16 protein-coding genes are annotated in these 15,936 nt (G+C 62.5%); 11 read left to right on the top strand and 5 right to left on the bottom strand.

The features are described from left to right. Positions 1–19: 19 nt before the first annotated feature. Positions 20–568, top strand: coding sequence for a tetratricopeptide repeat protein (locus tag HX830_RS05825; protein WP_177099276.1), 549 nt, complete (start codon positions 20–22; stop codon positions 566–568). Positions 569–571: 3 nt separating this feature from the next. On the opposite strand, the gene HX830_RS05820 is transcribed toward HX830_RS05825, so the two are convergent. Continuing rightward, the gene (locus HX830_RS05820; protein ID WP_103495828.1) at positions 572–898 is read right to left on the bottom strand and encodes a DUF1820 family protein; all 327 of its coding nucleotides are present in this window, start codon (positions 896–898) and stop codon (positions 572–574) included. 133 nt (positions 899–1,031) lie between these two features. Here HX830_RS05820 and miaB point away from each other — a divergent pair, with 133 nt between their 5' ends. The 5 genes from miaB to lnt all read left to right on the top strand — a co-directional run bounded on the left by miaB (position 1,032) and on the right by lnt (position 6,292). Beyond that, positions 1,032–2,360: a tRNA (N6-isopentenyl adenosine(37)-C2)-methylthiotransferase MiaB gene (gene miaB, locus HX830_RS05815; protein WP_177099275.1), complete on the top strand. Its 1,329-nt coding sequence runs from the start codon at positions 1,032–1,034 to the stop codon at positions 2,358–2,360. A gap of 73 nt (positions 2,361–2,433) precedes the next feature. Next, positions 2,434–3,435: a PhoH family protein gene (locus HX830_RS05810; RefSeq protein ID WP_152741744.1), complete on the top strand. Its 1,002-nt coding sequence runs from the start codon at positions 2,434–2,436 to the stop codon at positions 3,433–3,435. Then, a complete protein-coding gene (ybeY, locus tag HX830_RS05805) occupies positions 3,428–3,886 on the top strand; it encodes an rRNA maturation RNase YbeY (protein WP_103495825.1) in 459 nt (152 codons plus the stop codon). The genes HX830_RS05810 and ybeY overlap by 8 nt, the downstream gene beginning before the upstream one ends. 34 nt (positions 3,887–3,920) lie before the next feature. After that, the gene (locus tag HX830_RS05800; RefSeq protein WP_103495824.1) at positions 3,921–4,760 is read left to right on the top strand and encodes an HlyC/CorC family transporter; all 840 of its coding nucleotides are present in this window, start codon (positions 3,921–3,923) and stop codon (positions 4,758–4,760) included. Positions 4,761–4,768: 8 nt separating this feature from the next. Then, the gene (gene lnt, locus HX830_RS05795) at positions 4,769–6,292 is read left to right on the top strand and encodes an apolipoprotein N-acyltransferase (RefSeq protein ID WP_103495823.1); all 1,524 of its coding nucleotides are present in this window, start codon (positions 4,769–4,771) and stop codon (positions 6,290–6,292) included. A 126-nt stretch (positions 6,293–6,418) separates the two neighbouring features. On the opposite strand, the gene HX830_RS05790 is transcribed toward lnt, so the two are convergent. After that, positions 6,419–7,180: a YdcF family protein gene (locus HX830_RS05790; protein ID WP_152741743.1), complete on the bottom strand. Its 762-nt coding sequence runs from the start codon at positions 7,178–7,180 to the stop codon at positions 6,419–6,421. A 121-nt stretch (positions 7,181–7,301) separates the two neighbouring features. Next, positions 7,302–7,619, bottom strand: coding sequence for a hypothetical protein (locus HX830_RS05785; RefSeq protein WP_152741742.1), 318 nt, complete (start codon positions 7,617–7,619; stop codon positions 7,302–7,304). A gap of 223 nt (positions 7,620–7,842) precedes the next feature. On the opposite strand from HX830_RS05785, the gene leuS reads away from it, so the two are divergent. The 5 genes from leuS (at position 7,843) to HX830_RS05760 (ending at position 13,863) form a co-directional block, all read left to right on the top strand. Continuing rightward, positions 7,843–10,449 carry a leucine--tRNA ligase gene (leuS, locus tag HX830_RS05780; protein ID WP_177099274.1) on the top strand — a complete coding sequence of 869 codons (2,607 nt, stop codon included), beginning with the start codon at positions 7,843–7,845 and terminating at the stop codon, positions 10,447–10,449. A gap of 88 nt (positions 10,450–10,537) precedes the next feature. Then, positions 10,538–11,143, top strand: coding sequence for an LPS-assembly lipoprotein LptE (locus tag HX830_RS05775; protein WP_152741740.1), 606 nt, complete (start codon positions 10,538–10,540; stop codon positions 11,141–11,143). 40 nt (positions 11,144–11,183) lie between these two features. Beyond that, entirely contained in the window at positions 11,184–12,221 is a 1,038-nt protein-coding gene (holA, locus tag HX830_RS05770; RefSeq protein WP_103495819.1) for a DNA polymerase III subunit delta, read from the top strand. A 90-nt stretch (positions 12,222–12,311) separates the two neighbouring features. Continuing rightward, positions 12,312–12,473, top strand: coding sequence for an alternative ribosome rescue factor ArfA (arfA, locus tag HX830_RS05765; protein WP_103495818.1), 162 nt, complete (start codon positions 12,312–12,314; stop codon positions 12,471–12,473). A gap of 79 nt (positions 12,474–12,552) precedes the next feature. Further along, positions 12,553–13,863 carry a lytic murein transglycosylase gene (locus HX830_RS05760; protein ID WP_103495817.1) on the top strand — a complete coding sequence of 437 codons (1,311 nt, stop codon included), beginning with the start codon at positions 12,553–12,555 and terminating at the stop codon, positions 13,861–13,863. Between the two features lie 87 nt (positions 13,864–13,950). Here the strand turns inward: HX830_RS05760 and HX830_RS05755 are convergent, their stop codons facing one another. Next, positions 13,951–14,907 (bottom strand): S66 peptidase family protein, encoded by a 957-nt coding sequence (locus HX830_RS05755; RefSeq protein WP_103495816.1) that lies wholly within the window; start codon positions 14,905–14,907, stop codon positions 13,951–13,953. 3 nt (positions 14,908–14,910) lie between these two features. Then, positions 14,911–15,936: a lipoyl synthase gene (lipA, locus tag HX830_RS05750; RefSeq protein ID WP_103495815.1), complete on the bottom strand. Its 1,026-nt coding sequence runs from the start codon at positions 15,934–15,936 to the stop codon at positions 14,911–14,913.

The following is a 15,936-nucleotide window of genomic DNA, read 5'->3' as shown; positions in this document are numbered from 1 at the left end:
CAGAGGTACGTCGATTCCCATGAACCGCACCGGCCGCGCCCTTGCCTTGGGCTGCCTGTTGCTCCTTCAGCCGCTGCTGGCCTATGCAGGCGGTAACTCGTTGTTGATCCCGGCGATGGGCCGTTGCACCCTCAACTCCCAGCCACAGGACCTCGCCGAGGCCCTGGCCGCCTGCGAAGAAGCGGCAAAGAGCGGCGATGCCCAGGCACAATACGAGTTGGGCGCGTTCTATCACGACGAGAAAAACCCGCAACACGACCTCAACAAGGCCCTGAGTCATTTCGAACAGGCGTCCCTGCAAGGTCACGCCCAGGCGCAATACCAGCTCGGCATCATGTTCTACAAGGGTGAGGGTGTGCCGGCCAACAACGTCCAGGCCTATATCGTGCTGAAGATGGCGGCGGTCAACGGCGCAGAGGATGCGCTGGACACGGCGGATGAGGTCGCGGCGCAGATGCCCCGTGACCAGTTGGAGATGGCGACCCAGGTGCTGGGGCAGATTTTCCGCAAGTACCTGCTGGAATTGCAGACGGCTGACGGCCGTACACCGTTCTCGCCGCTGCCCTGAGCCTTATTTGTCGGGCATCGGCATCGGGAATGGCATCACGTTGCTCATCCCCCTCGCCTCGCTGATCTTCGGCGTACCCAGGCGCTCGACCTCGTCGATGCGCACGATCGAATGCATCGGCACGAAACTGCGCACCACGCCTTCGAACTGGGCCTTGAGCTTTTCCTCGCCGGGATCGACCACCAGTTGCGTGCGCTCGCCAAAGACAAATTCTTCGACTTCCAGGAAGCCCCACAGATCGCTCTGATAGATCTGCTTGGCGTACATTTCGAACACCTGGCCCTGGTTGAGGAAAATCACCTTGTAGATGGGGGCTTCACGTTTGGTCATGGTGGGCGGGCAACACATCGGGGGATAAAAAAGAGGGCGCGAACTATAGCATAGCCGCCGAACGCACAGCGCTAGGAAGCAAGCGCGATGACCACTATAATGCGCGGTTCTTTGAACCACCTGATGAAACTCCATGGCCAAGAAGCTTTACATCGAAACCCACGGTTGCCAGATGAACGAGTACGACAGCTCGCGCATGGTCGATCTGCTGGGCGAACACCAGGCCCTGGAAGTCACCGCCCGCGCCGAAGACGCGGACGTCATCCTGCTCAACACCTGTTCGATCCGCGAGCGTGCCCAGGACCGGGTCTACTCCCAACTGGGCCGCTGGCGCGAACTGAAACTGGCGAACCCGGAGATGGTGATCGCCGTCGGCGGCTGCGTCGCCAGCCAGGAAGGCGCCGCCATTCGCGACCGCGCGCCCTATGTCGACGTGGTCTTCGGCCCACAGACCCTGCACCGCCTGCCGGAAATGATCGATGCCGCGCGGCTGACCAAGCTGCCGCAGGTGGATGTGTCGTTCCCGGAAATCGAAAAGTTCGACCACCTGCCCGAACCGCGCATCGACGGCCCGAGCGCCTATGTCTCGGTGATGGAAGGCTGCAGCAAGTACTGCACCTTCTGCGTGGTGCCCTACACCCGTGGCGAAGAAGTCAGCCGGCCGTTCGACGATGTGATCGCCGAGATCATCCACCTGGCCGAACACGGCGTACGCGAAGTGACCCTGCTGGGACAGAACGTCAACGGCTATCGCGGCACCACCCATGACGGCCGCCTGGCGGACCTGGCGGAGCTGATCCGCGTGGTCGCTGCCGTCGACGGTATCGAGCGGATCCGCTACACCACCTCGCACCCGCTGGAGTTCTCCGACAGCCTGATCCAGGCCCACGCGGAGGTTCCGCAGTTGGTCAAGCACCTGCACCTGCCGGTGCAGTCGGGCTCGGACCGGATTCTTTCGGCGATGAAACGCAACCACACGGCGCTGGAATACAAGTCCAAGCTGCGCAAATTGCGCGCCGCCGTGCCGGGCATCTGCATCAGCTCGGACTTTATCGTCGGCTTCCCCGGCGAAACCGAGAAAGACTTCCAGCAGACCATGAAACTGATCGAAGACGTCGGTTTCGACTTCTCCTATTCGTTCGTCTACAGCCAGCGCCCCGGTACGCCTGCGGCGGATTTGCCGGACGAAACCTCGGAAGCGGTGAAGAAAGAGCGCCTCAATACCCTGCAACATCGCCTGAACCAGCAGGGATTCGAGATCAGCCGACAAATGGTCGGTACGATCCAGCGCATCCTGGTGACCGATTATTCGAAGAAAGACCCCGGAGAATTGCAGGGCCGCACCGAGAATAACCGTATCGTCAACTTCCGCTGCGACAATCCCCAGCAGATCGGGCAGTTTATCGACGTGCACATCGATGCGGCACAACCCCATTCACTGCGCGGCTCGATGCTGCAATGAGAGCTTTCACCCCCGGGCTGCTAGCGTTATCCTTGATTTCATCTCAATTGCCGTCGGGCGGCTAAAAACGACCTTGAACGCACCCATCGAACCTCATCGTTTCATCCTCGAGCCTTTCGAGGCTCGCCGCTTCGCCAATCTGTGCGGGCAGTTCGACGAGCATTTGCGCTTGATCGAACAACGCCTGGCCATCGAGATCCGCAATCGCGGCAATCAGTTCGAACTGATCGGCGAACCCAAGCTCACCTCCTCCGCGGAAAACCTGCTGCGCCGCCTGTACCGGGAAACCAAGGGTACCGAGCTGTCGCCGGACATGGTCCACCTGTTCCTGCAGGAATCGGGCGACGAAGACCTGCGCAACAACCCGGTGGCCGAAGCCAGCGTGGCCCTGCGCACCAAGAAAGGCATGATTCGCCCCCGCGGCCTGAATCAGCAGCTCTACGTGAAGGAAATCCTCGGCAACGACATCAACTTCGGCATAGGCCCGGCCGGTACCGGCAAGACCTACCTGGCCGTGGCCTGCGCCGTGGATGCCCTGGAGCGCGAGCAGATACGCCGCATCCTGCTGGTGCGCCCGGCGGTCGAAGCCGGTGAAAAACTCGGCTTCCTGCCCGGCGACCTGGCCCAGAAGATCGACCCGTACCTGCGCCCGCTCTACGACGCCCTGTATGAAATGCTCGGCTTCGAATACGTGGCCAAGCTGATCGAACGCCAGGTTATCGAGGTCGCGCCGCTGGCCTACATGCGCGGCCGGACCCTGAACAACAGCTTTATCATCCTCGACGAAAGCCAGAACACCACCGTCGAACAGATGAAAATGTTCCTGACCCGTATCGGCTTCGGCTCCACGGCGGTGATCACCGGCGACATCACCCAGGTCGACCTGCCCAAGGGCACGAAATCCGGGCTGGCCCACGTGATCAAGGTCCTCAAGGACGTACCGGGCATCAGCTTCACCCATTTCATGCCCAAGGACGTGGTCCGCCACCCGTTGGTGCAGCGGATTGTCGAAGCCTACGAGCGCTTTGAAAACAGTGCCGAAGCAGACACCCAGGGTGCCCGCCGCGATGCTTGAGCTTGATCTGCAACGGGCCTCTGACGCCCCCGCTCCGACCGACGCCGAGTTTCGCCGCTGGTGCGAACTGGCCCTGCGCCAGCGCACGGCCGACTCCGAGCTGACCATCCGCCTGGTGGATGAAGCCGAAGGCCGCGAGCTCAACCACACCTGGCGGCACAAGGACTACGCGACCAACGTGCTGTCCTTCCCCGCCGACGTGCCGGACGAATTGCTGGATATCCCGCTGCTGGGCGACCTGGTGATCTGCATTCCGGTGGTCGCGCGTGAAGCCGGCGAACAAGGCAAGGCACTGGAGGCCCATTGGGCCCATCTGGTCATTCACGGCTGTCTGCATCTATTGGGCTACGACCACATAGATGACGAGGAAGCCGAGGAAATGGAAGCACTGGAACGAACGTTGCTTGCCGAATTGGGTCACCCCGACCCCTATATCGATGATGAACACTGATCACTCCACCACCAAGGGATACGAGTAAATCGCTATGAGCGAAGATCGATCGAGCAACGGGCAGAAGTCCTGGCTGGGTAAACTGACCCAGGCTTTTGCCCATGAGCCGAAAAACCGCCAGGAGCTGCTGGAGCTCCTGCGCGAAGCCCACCAGAACAAATTGCTGGACAGCGAAGCGCTGGCCATCGTCGAAGGCGCCATCCAGGTCGCTGACCTGCAGGTCCGGGACATCATGGTCCCGCGCTCGCAGATGATCAGCATCAAGGCGACCCAGACACCCCGCGAATTCCTCCCGTCGGTCATCAACGCCGCGCACTCACGCTACCCGGTGATCGGTGAAAGCCATGACGATGTCATGGGTGTGTTGCTGGCCAAGGACCTGTTGCCGCTGGTGCTGCAGGAAAACGGCGACGCCTTCAACATCAGGGACCTGCTGCGCCCGGCGACCTTCGTCCCCGAGTCCAAGCGCCTGAACGTGCTGTTGCGCGAGTTCCGCGCCAACCATAATCACATGGCCATCGTCATCGACGAGTACGGCGGTGTGGCGGGCCTGGTGACCATCGAGGACGTGCTGGAACAGATCGTCGGCGATATCGAGGACGAGCACGATGTCGAGGAAGACAGCTACATCAAGCCCCTGCCCAGTGGCGACTTCCTGATCAAGGCGCTGACGCCGATCGAGAACTTCAACGAGTTCTTCGACAGCGAATTCTCCGATGATGAGTTCGACACCGTCGGCGGCCTGGTGATGAGTGCGTTCGGGCACCTGCCCAAGCGTAATGAAATCACCGAAATCGGCGCGTATCGTTTCCGCATCCTGAATGCCGACAGCCGTCGCATCCACCTGATCCGCCTGACCCCCATTAGCCGCTAAGGATTCACATGCTGCGCTTAACCCGCCCCGGCTGGCCCGGTAACCTGCTGGCCGTGGTGGCCGGCGCACTGACCACCCTGGCCCTGGCGCCGTACGATATCTGGCCCTTGGCATTGCTGGCGGTGGGTGTGTTCTACGCCGGCCTGCGCGAGCTGTCGCCGCGCCAGGCACTGGGGCGCGGCTGGTGCTTCGGGTTCGGCCTGTTCGGCGCCGGTACCAGCTGGATCTACGTGAGTATCCATACCTACGGCGATGCTTCGGTGTTGCTGGCGGGTTTCCTGATGCTCGCGTTCACAGCGGCCATCGCCTGGTTCTTTGCCCTGCCCGCCTGGCTCTGGGCACGCTGGATACGCCGCAACGAAGCGCCGCTGGCCGATGCCCTGGCCTTCGCCGCCTTGTGGGTGGGCCAGGAAGCCTTTCGCGGCTGGTTCCTGACCGGCTTCCCCTGGCTTTATTCCGGCTACAGCCAGCTCGACGGCCCACTGGCGGGGCTCGCGCCGCTGGGTGGCATCTGGTTGATCTCCTTTGCCCTGGCCCTGACCGCGGCGCTGCTATACAACGCCCGCCGACTGCTCCAGGCCGGACGCATGGGCTTTATCGCCGTGGGTGTGGTGCTGCTGCTCGGTCCCTGGGTGGCGGGGATCGCGCTCAAGCATCACGCCTGGACCAGCCCGGCGGGCGAACCGCTGACGGTGGCGGCGGTGCAGGGCAATATCGAGCAGAGCATGAAGTGGGATCCTGCACAGGTCGATGCCCAGTTGGCGCTATACCGCGACCTGAGCTTTCGCTCCAAGCGCGTGGACCTGCTGGTCTGGCCGGAAACCGCCGTGCCGATACTGAAGGAGTCGGCCGAGGGTTATCTGGCGATGATGGGCCGCTTCGCCGCGGATCGGCATTCGGCGCTGATCACCGGCGTACCGATCCGCCAGGTGGTGGACAACGAGAAGCGCTACTACAACGGCATCACCGTGACCGGCGAAGGTGATGGCACCTATCTGAAGCAGAAGCTGGTGCCGTTTGGTGAATATGTGCCGCTGCAAGAGCTGCTGCGTGGGTTGATCGACTTCTTCAACCTGCCAATGTCCGACTTCGCCCGTGGCCCGGCTGACCAGCCGCTGTTGCAGGCCAAGGGTTACCAGATCGCCCCGTTCATCTGCTACGAAGTGGTCTACCCGGAGTTCGCCGCCAGCCTGTCGGCGCGCAGCGACCTGCTGCTGACCATCAGCAACGACACCTGGTTCGGCACCTCGATCGGCCCCTTGCAGCATCTGCAAATGGCCCAGATGCGTGCCCTGGAAGCCGGACGCTGGATGATTCGGGCGACCAACAACGGTGTCACCGGCTTGATCAACCCATTTGGCGAGATCACCACGCGCATCCCGCAGTTCGAACAGGGCATCCTGTACGGCGAAGTGGTGCCGATGCACGAGCTGACGCCTTACCTGCAATGGCGTTCGTGGCCGCTGATCATCCTGTGTGGCTTGCTGTTCGGCTGGGCCCTGCTGGCCAGCCGGATTGCCAAGACGGTCTGAGCCCGACCAAACACCGCATAACCTTGTAGGAGCAGGGCTTGCCCGCGAAGGCGGCCTCAAGACCGCTGAAAGCTTCGCGGGCAAGCCCTGCTCCTACAGGTTCGGTGTTTTCTTCAATACTGCGATCTAACGGTAGAACAGTCTGTATCCCACCTGCCCCACCGCTTCATTGATCAACTGCCCACTGCGCCAGATCGCCTTGAACTCCGGCATCCAGCCTCCTGCCGGCCTCGCATTGTCCTGCCCGAAAAAGCCCACCGGCGCCGGCACCACGGTAAAGCCGGCCTTTTCAAAGCTCCACATCGCCCGCGACATATGCGCGGCATGGGTCACCACCACCACGCGCTTGATCCCCAGCGGTGCCAGCAGCTCATAACTGAACTGGGCATTTTCCCAGGTCGTGGTGCTGCGCCCTTCTTGCCAACGCACCGCCACGTCGAAATCACTCTGCATCGACGCCGCCATCAACGCCGCCTCACTCGGCGGCGTACCGTAGTGCAGACCACCACTGGTCAGCACCGGCAACCCCGAAGCCTTCGCCAACCGCGCTGCATAACGCTGGCGCTCCAGACCGATGCCGGTCGGCTGATCGTCGCCCCACGCCGGATCACCGCGCTCACGCCCCGACCCCAACACCACAATGGCATCGGCCCGCTGCGCCAGCCCCGCCCACTCACTGCGCTCAAGCGGCGGCACCGTCTCCAGTGCCCGCGCGCCCCACTCCACCACCACCGGCAGGCTCATCAACCAGAACCCGCCCAGGCCAAGTGCAAAACACACACCCGCCAGGCGCGGCCGAGTGCGTCGAAACCACCAGGCGCACAACAGCAACAGCAACAGAAGGCCGGGAGGCATGAACAATTGTTTAAGGATGTAACGAACAGGCATCGGGCACCTCCAGAAGATGCCCGAAGCCTAAGTGCATCGGGGTCAATCAACAACCTCTGGAACAATGACTTCAAACCGAAGCCAGGTTAGCGACAGACAACAGCACGCCGCCGGGCGAACCTTACTTGACCCCCGCGGACTTGAACTTCGCCGAACCGGGATTGGGCATTTTGTCTTTCAACCAGATGATCTCGGCCGAACGGGGTGGCACCTTGTACTCCAAAACGGAAAACGGCACAGGCACATCCTGCCCACTGAGATCCAGATAGGCCCTGATCAATTCAAACTCGGCATGGCTCAAGCCACGCAACTCCAACTCGGCGGGCCGCTCATCACGCAAGCGCGCCGCCGTACTGGCTGCGTCCAGGGCATGCCCCAGACGGACGATCAAACGTTCGTACAACTCGGGTTTCATGACATATCGCTGCGACTCCACCATCCGCTCACCTCATTGAAGATAAGAATCACTCCCCCTCTTCCAAGCTTAGCGGTGTCCGGCAAACCAGCCGACCGCCGCGACCAACGGCTTGGGCGGTGCAATCAGGGTTTCCCTCGATAGAGCGGCGTCATGTATGCTACGGCGCTTCCTGTAACTCCACTTCCAGCACCGCCTGACGGATGCGTTGAAGAGGATTAGGCCACCCTTTCCAGTACAAGTAGCCATGCACGAACACTATCAGCCCCGTGAAATCGAAAACGCCGCCCAATCGTTCTGGGATGCGCAAAAGTCCTTTGAAGTCAGTGAACAGCCAGGCAAGGAGACGTACTACTGCCTGTCGATGTTCCCTTACCCCAGCGGCAAGCTACACATGGGGCACGTGCGCAACTACACCATTGGGGACGTGATCGCGCGTTATCAGCGCATGCAAGGCAAGAACGTCCTGCAACCCATGGGTTGGGACGCCTTCGGCATGCCGGCGGAAAACGCCGCGATGAAGAACAATGTCGCACCGGCCAAGTGGACCTACGAAAACATCGCCTACATGAAGACCCAGCTGCGCAGCCTGGGCCTGGCGGTGGACTGGTCCCGCGAAGTGACCACCTGCAAGCCGGATTACTACCGCTGGGAACAATGGCTGTTCACCCGTTTGTTCGAAAAAGGCGTGATCTACCGCAAGAACGGTACCGTCAACTGGGACCCGGTGGACCAGACCGTACTGGCCAACGAGCAAGTGATCGACGGTCGCGGCTGGCGTTCCGGCGCGCTGATCGAAAAGCGCGAAATCCCGATGTACTACTTCAAGATCACCGCCTACGCCGATGAGCTGCTGGAAGGCCTCGACGAACTGCCGGGCTGGCCTGAACAGGTCAAGACCATGCAGCGCAACTGGATCGGCAAGTCCCGTGGCATGGAAGTCCAGTTCCCGTACCACGTCGACTCCATCGGCGAAGCCGGCAGCCTGAAAGTCTTCACCACCCGTCCGGACACCCTGATGGGCGCGACCTACGTCGCCGTGGCCGCCGAGCATCCGCTGGCGAGCCTGGCCGCGCGCAACAACCCCGAGCTGCAGGCGTTCATCGCCGAATGCAAGGGCGGCAGCGTCGCCGAAGCCGACGTCGCCACCCAGGAAAAGAAAGGCCTGCCGACCGGCCTGTTCGTCGAGCACCCGCTGACCGGCGAGCAACTGCCGGTGTGGGTTGCCAACTACGTGCTGATGCACTACGGCGACGGTGCGGTCATGGCCGTACCGGCCCACGACGAGCGTGATTTCGAGTTCGCCCACAAATACAACCTGCCGATCAAGTCGGTGGTGCGCACCAGTTCGGGCGATACCAACCCGGCACCGTGGCAAGACGCCTATGGCGAGCACGGCAGCCTGATCAACTCCGGCGAGTTCGACGGCCTGGACTTCGCCGGCGCCTTCGACGCCATGGAAGTCGCGCTGATCAAGAAAAACCTCGGTGCCTCGCGCACCCAGTTCCGCCTGCGCGACTGGGGTATCAGCCGCCAGCGCTACTGGGGCTGCCCGATCCCGATCATCCACTGCGACACCTGCGGTGACGTGCCGGTCCCGGAAGACCAACTGCCGGTCGTACTGCCGGAAGACGTGGTGCCGGACGGCGCCGGTTCGCCACTGGCGCGCATGCCCGAGTTCTACGAGTGCAGCTGCCCGAAATGCGGCGCACCGGCCAAGCGTGAAACCGACACCATGGACACTTTCGTCGAGTCGTCCTGGTACTACGCCCGCTACGCCTCGCCGCACTACGAGGGTGGCCTGGTCGATCCGAAAGCCGCCGACCACTGGCTGCCGGTGGATCAGTACATCGGCGGTATCGAACACGCGATCCTGCACCTGCTCTACGCACGCTTCTTCCACAAGTTGATGCGCGACGAAGGCCTGGTCAGTTCCAACGAGCCGTTCAAGAACCTGTTGACCCAGGGCATGGTGGTCGCCGAGACCTACTACCGTCGCGAAGCCAACGGCGGCTACACCTGGTTCAACCCGGCGGACGTCGAACTCGAGCGCGACAGCAAGGCCAAGATCATTGGCGCCAAGCTGATCAGCGATGGCCTGCCGGTGGAAATCGGCGGCACCGAGAAGATGGCCAAGTCGAAGAACAACGGCGTCGACCCACAATCGATGATCGAACAGTACGGCGCCGACACCTGCCGCCTGTTCATGATGTTCGCCTCGCCGCCCGACATGAGCCTGGAATGGTCCGACTCAGGCGTCGAAGGCTCGCACCGCTTCCTCAAGCGCGTCTGGCGCCTGGCTCAGGCCCATGTGACCCAGGGCCTGCCGGGCAAGCTGGAGCTGGCGACACTGAGCGATGAGCAGAAAGTCATTCGTCGCTCGATCCACCTGGCGATCAAGCAAGCCAGCCAGGATGTCGGCCAGCACCACAAATTCAACACCGCCATCGCCCAGGTGATGACGCTGATGAACGTGCTGGAAAAAGCCCCGCAAGGCACCGCGCAGGATCGAGCCCTGGTCCAGGAAGGTCTGGAAACCGTGGCCCTGCTGCTGGCCCCGATCACCCCGCACATCAGCCACGAGCTGTGGAACCGCCTGGGGCACGATGGCGCCATCATCGACGCCAGCTGGCCGGTGCTGGATGACAGCGCGCTGGTCCAGGACAGCCTGCAACTGGTGATCCAGGTCAACGGCAAGCTGCGTGGCCAGATCGACATGCCGGCCAGCGCCAGCCGTGAAGAAATCGAAGCGGCGGCGCGGGTCAACGAAAACGTACTGCGCTTCACCGATGGCCTGACGATTCGTAAAGTGATCGTCGTGCCCGGCAAACTGGTCAATATTGTCGCCAGCTGAACAGGATCGGGCGCCTGCTGTTGCGGGCGCCTTGCAAGACTTCCGCGGTCGCACCGTCGACCCACAGGGTTTCAAGGGGAGCAACAAGATGATCAAACGCAATTTGCTGGTAATGGGCCTCGCCGTGCTGCTGAGCGCCTGCGGCTTCCAGCTGCGCGGCACCGGCACCAACCAACTGACCATCAAGGAACTGTCGGTCAGTGCCCGTAACGCCTATGGCGACACGGTCAAGCAGTTGACCCAGGTCCTCGAGCACAGCGGCGTCAAGGTCTACAGCGGCGCGCCTTACAAGCTGGTCCTGACCGACGAGCAGGAAACCCAGCGTGACGCGACCTACTCGGGCTCCGGCCGCAACGCCGAGTACGAGCTCAATACCGCGCTGTACTATGAAATCCGTGGCGACCACGACCTGCAACTGCTGACCGGCAAGCTGCAAATACAGAAGTACTACGTGCACGACGGCAACAACATCACTGCCGGCGACGCCGAGGCGGGTCAGCTGCGCAAGGAAATGCGTCGTGACCTGATTCAACAGATGGTCCTGCGCCTGCAACTGCTGACACCGGAGCAACTGGACGCCCTGCAACAGACCGCCGACAACAAGGCCAAGGCCGATGCCGACGCCCTGGAAGCCGCGCGCAAGTACGAAGCGTCGCAGCCGCAGCAATCGCCGCTGCAACTGCCTAAGCAATAGGCCTGTCGGGGCGCCCTGGGCGCCCCGCCGTTGCCCGCCTATGAAACTCGCCCCCGCCCAACTCGCCAAACACCTGCAAGGCAGCCTTGCGCCGGTCTACGTCATCAGCGGCGACGATCCGCTGCTGTGCCAGGAAGCCGCCGACGCCATTCGTAGTGCCGCTCGCCAACAGGGTTTCGACGAACGCCAGGTGTTCAGCGCCGACGCCAACTTCGACTGGGGCACGCTGCTGCAAGCCGGTGCCAGCATGTCGCTGTTCGCCGAAAAACGCCTGCTGGAACTGCGCCTGCCTTCGGGCAAGCCCGGGGACAAGGGCGCCGCGGCACTGATCGAATACTGCTCGCGTCCGGCCGAAGACACCCTGCTGCTGATCAGCCTGCCCAAGCTCGATGGCAGCGCCCAGAAGACCAAGTGGGGCAAGGCCCTGGTCGAAGGCCAGGACACCCAGTTCATCCAGATCTGGCCGGTGGACGCCGCGCAGCTGCCGCAGTGGATTCGCCAGCGCCTGTCCCAGGCCGGCCTTTCGGCCCAGCAGGACGCGGTGGAACTGATTGCCGCACGGGTCGAAGGCAACCTGCTGGCCGCTGCCCAGGAAATCGAAAAGCTCAAGCTGATGGCCGAGGGTGGACAGATCACCGTGGAAACGGTGCAGGCGGCCGTGGCCGACAGTGCTCGTTTCGATGTGTTTGGCCTGGTGGATGCGGTGCTTAACGGCGAAGCCGCCCATGCCCTGCGGATGCTCGAAGGGTTGCGCGGCGAAGGGGTCGAGCCGCCGGTGATTCTCTGGGCCCTGGCCCGGGAACTGCGGCTGCTGGCCAACCTGTCGCTGCAATACAGCCAGGGCACACCGCTGGACAAGGCCTTCAGCCAGGCCCGTCCCCCGGTCTGGGACAAACGCAAGCCGCTGATGAGCAAGGCCCTGCAACGGCACTCGGCACAACGCTGGAGCCAGCTGTTGCTGGACGCGCAACGCATCGACGCGCAGATCAAGGGCCAGGCGGCGGGCTCCCCATGGAGCAGCCTGAGTCGGCTGAGCCTGTTGATGTGTGGACAACGCCTGGCATTGCCAGCGGAATAACCGCCAGCATAGCCAAATGCCCCCACTGGACAGACAGCCACATCTGCCCGATGATTCGCACTCTTCAACACACCTCAAGAGTGCAAGTCCATGAGCAAGCCGTCCCGGCAGCGTCCCAATAAAGCCAAATCCATCATCGCCCAGCCACTGTTCCGCAGCCGTCAGGAACAACCGGCGAAGGGCAAAGGCAGCTACCGCCGCGAAGCCTTCCAGTCTAAAAGCTGGGAGGCTTCTTACTTTCTGGCGGCCTGAAAGCATAGAGCGCCATCACGACTCCACCCCCTCAAGCATGGTAAGGTCAGCACCTGATTCGCATTATCCGGACCCGCGCATGCCCTTTTGCCTTACCCTTCGTCGTCCCCTACGTCGACTGTTCGCCGCCACCAGCTTCATCCTGTTAGTTGCCTGCGCGGAAAAGCCGACCGCCGCCGATGCCGAGCCGCTGCAAACCCTCCCCGCAGCCCCGGTCACTACCCAACCACAGGTCAATGACGACCTGACTATCCAGCCTGCGCAAAGCTTCGATGAATGGATGTCCGCCTTCCGTATCGAAGCCCTGAGAGCCGGCATCACGCCCGCCATCTTCGATACCGCCTTTGCCGGTGTCACCCCGGACATGAGCGTGATCAAGGCCGACCGCAGCCAGCCGGAATTCACCCGTCCGGTCTGGGAATACCTCGACGGCGCCCTGTCCCCCGTGCGTGTGCGCAAGGGCCAGGCCCTGCTGGTACAGAACAGCGCACTGCTGGCGAGCATTGAACAACGTTATGGTGTCGACCGTGAGGCCCTGGTGGCGGTATGGGGCATGGAAAGCAATTTCGGCCAGTTCCAGGGTGACAAGTCGGTGATCCGTTCGCTGGCGACCCTGGCCTATGAAGGCCGCCGCCCGGGATTCGCCCAGGCCCAGTTGCTGGCGGCGCTGCAGATTATCCAGCATGGCGATATCCAGCCTGAGCAGATGCTCGGTTCCTGGGCCGGAGCCATGGGCCAGACCCAGTTCATCCCCACCACCTACAACAGCTACGCGGTGGACTTCGACGGTGACGGTCGCCGCGATATCTGGAACGACTCGGCCGATGCGCTGGCCTCCACCGCCAACTACCTGCAAAGCTCCGGCTGGCAGCGTGGGCAGCCGTGGGGACTGGAAGTGGTGCTGCCACAGGCCTTCGACTACGCCCAGGCCGACGGCACGATCCGCAAGACGGTGAACGAGTGGCTGCAAATGGGCATTCGCTTGCCAGCCGGCGCCGTATTGCCAAATGGCTCGGCCTCACTGTCCGCCGCCCTGCTGCTGCCGGCCGGTTATCGCGGCCCGGCGTTCCTGGTGCTGGATAACTTCCGCGCCATCCTCAAGTACAACAATTCGTCGTCCTATGGGCTGGCGGTGGGCTTGTTGTCCCAACGCTTCGGTGGTGCGGGTCTGATTCGTGGCGACTGGCCGAAGGATGACCTGCCGTTGAGCCGTTCCGAGCGGATCGAGTTGCAGACCCTGCTCAGCACCAAGGGTTATGACGCCGGCAATCCCGATGGGATTATCGGGGCGAATACCCGCAAGGCGATTCGTGGGGCCCAGCAAGTGTTGGGCTGGCCGGCGGACGGCTATCCGAATCACAAGCTGCTGGAGAGCTTGCGTAGCCGGTAGAAGCGCACTGCCCTCTCCTCTGTAGGAGCTGGCTTGCCGGCTCCTACAAGGAATGCGATCAGCCGTGAGATTGTGGATAAAACCAGGTTATTCGGCGCGCACTACATCCTGCTCCAACACCAACTGCCGCGCATCGGCATCCAACCTCACCTGCGCCCCCAGCGGCAACGTCAGGTTCGGGTCGCAATGCCCGCTGCGCCAACCCGCCAGCACCGGAATGCCCAAGGGTCCCAGTTCCTGCTTGAGCAAGCGCGCCAGCGCATCCGGGTCGACCCCGGCGAAATCCCCCACCAACACGCCCCTCAGGCCTTCCAGCTTGCCCGCCAGGCGCAGGTGTGTGAGTAACCGGTCAACCCGGTACAGCGGCTCATTGACGTCCTCGATCAGCAGGATCAAGCCATTGGTGTCGATTTCATAGGGCGTGCCCAGCGTGGAGCAGATCAACGACAGGTTGCCGCCTTGCAAGCGCCCCGAAGCGGCACCCGGAACCACGGTGGTCAGTGGAAACGCCGCGGGATGCTCGAACACGCTACCCGCGCGCACCTGCCCGGTCAGCAGGTTGAACAACGAGGACTCGGTCGGTGGCAGCTTGTCCCCGAGCAGATCCGCATTGAACAACGGTCCATGAAAGGTCATAAACCCCGCATAACGGGCAATCGCCAGGTGCAGCGCAGTGATATCGCTGTAACCGACCAAGGCTTTTGGATGTTTTTTAAGTAATTCGAAATCAATGTCGTCCAACAGACGCGGACAACCATAACCCCCGCGCAGGCAGAGAATCACATCGATTTCAGGATCGGCAAAGGCGTCGTGCAAGTCGCGCAGGCGGACTTCATCACTGCCGGCCAGGTAACCGTCCCGTTGCGAGACACCCGGAAAGATCCGCAGCTCATAACCGCGGGCCTGAACCCACGCCTGCGCCCTGAGCACGTCAAGGGCAGCAGGACCGGCAGGGGCGATCAAACCGATCACCCCGCCCTGCCGTAGCGCCGGCACCGCGCTCTGGACCTGATAGGAAGCCTGCACGGGTCGACGACGGTTCAAGGGTTACGCTCCCAGCAGTTCAGCCTTGACCAGCTTGGCCTGCTCGTCGGCATGGTAGGACGAACGCACCAACGGCCCGGAAGCCACGTTCTTGAAGCCCATCTTGTAGCCTTCCTCGGCGAACCAGGCGAAGACGTCCGGGTGCACGAAACGCTGCACCGGCAAGTGACTGCGGGACGGCTGCAGGTACTGGCCGAGGGTCAGCATGTCGATATCGTGCTCGCGCATGCGCTGCATGACTTCGATGACTTCCTCGTCGGTTTCGCCCAGGCCCAGCATCAAGCCGGACTTGGTCGGAATGTGCGGCATCATCTGCTTGAAGCGTTGCAGCAGGGTCAGCGACCACTGGTAGTCGGAACCCGGACGCGCGGCCTTGTACAGGCGTGGCACGGTTTCCAGGTTGTGGTTGAACACATCCGGCGGCTCGGCGGCGGTGATTTCCAGCGCGATGTCCATGCGCCCACGGTAGTCGGGGACCAGGGTTTCGAGCTGCACGTTCGGCGACAGCTTGCGGATCTCGCGGATGCAGTCGGCGAAGTGCTGGGCGCCGCCGTCACGCAGGTCGTCGCGGTCCACGGAAGTGATCACCACGTACTTCAGGCGCAGGTCGGCAATGGCGATGGCCAGGCTTTGCGGCTCGTTGACGTCCAGGGGCTTCGGCCGGCCGTGGCCGACGTCGCAGAACGGGCAACGACGGGTGCAGATATCACCCATGATCATGAAGGTCGCGGTACCGCCGCTGAAGCACTCGCCCAGGTTCGGGCAGGAAGCCTCTTCGCAGACGCTGTGCAGCTTGTGCTTGCGCAGCAGTTGCTTGATACGGTCGACTTCCGGCGAAACCGGGATGCGCACGCGAATCCAGTCGGGTTTCTTCGGCAGTTCGGTGGTCGGAATGATCTTCACCGGGATACGTGCGACTTTCTCGGCGCCACGCAGCTTGACGCCGGTTTCGACTTTCGCACGGGCCGGGCGCTCGGAAACGTCCAGCGCCGGGATCAGGGTTTGCACAGCGTCTTGCGCAGTAGTCAT

Source organism: Pseudomonas gingeri, from assembly GCF_013385425.1.
Lineage (GTDB): Bacteria > Pseudomonadota > Gammaproteobacteria > Pseudomonadales > Pseudomonadaceae > Aquipseudomonas > Aquipseudomonas gingeri_D.
Note: the sequence above shows the minus strand (reverse complement) of the source record. Positions and strands in the feature narration are given on the sequence as shown.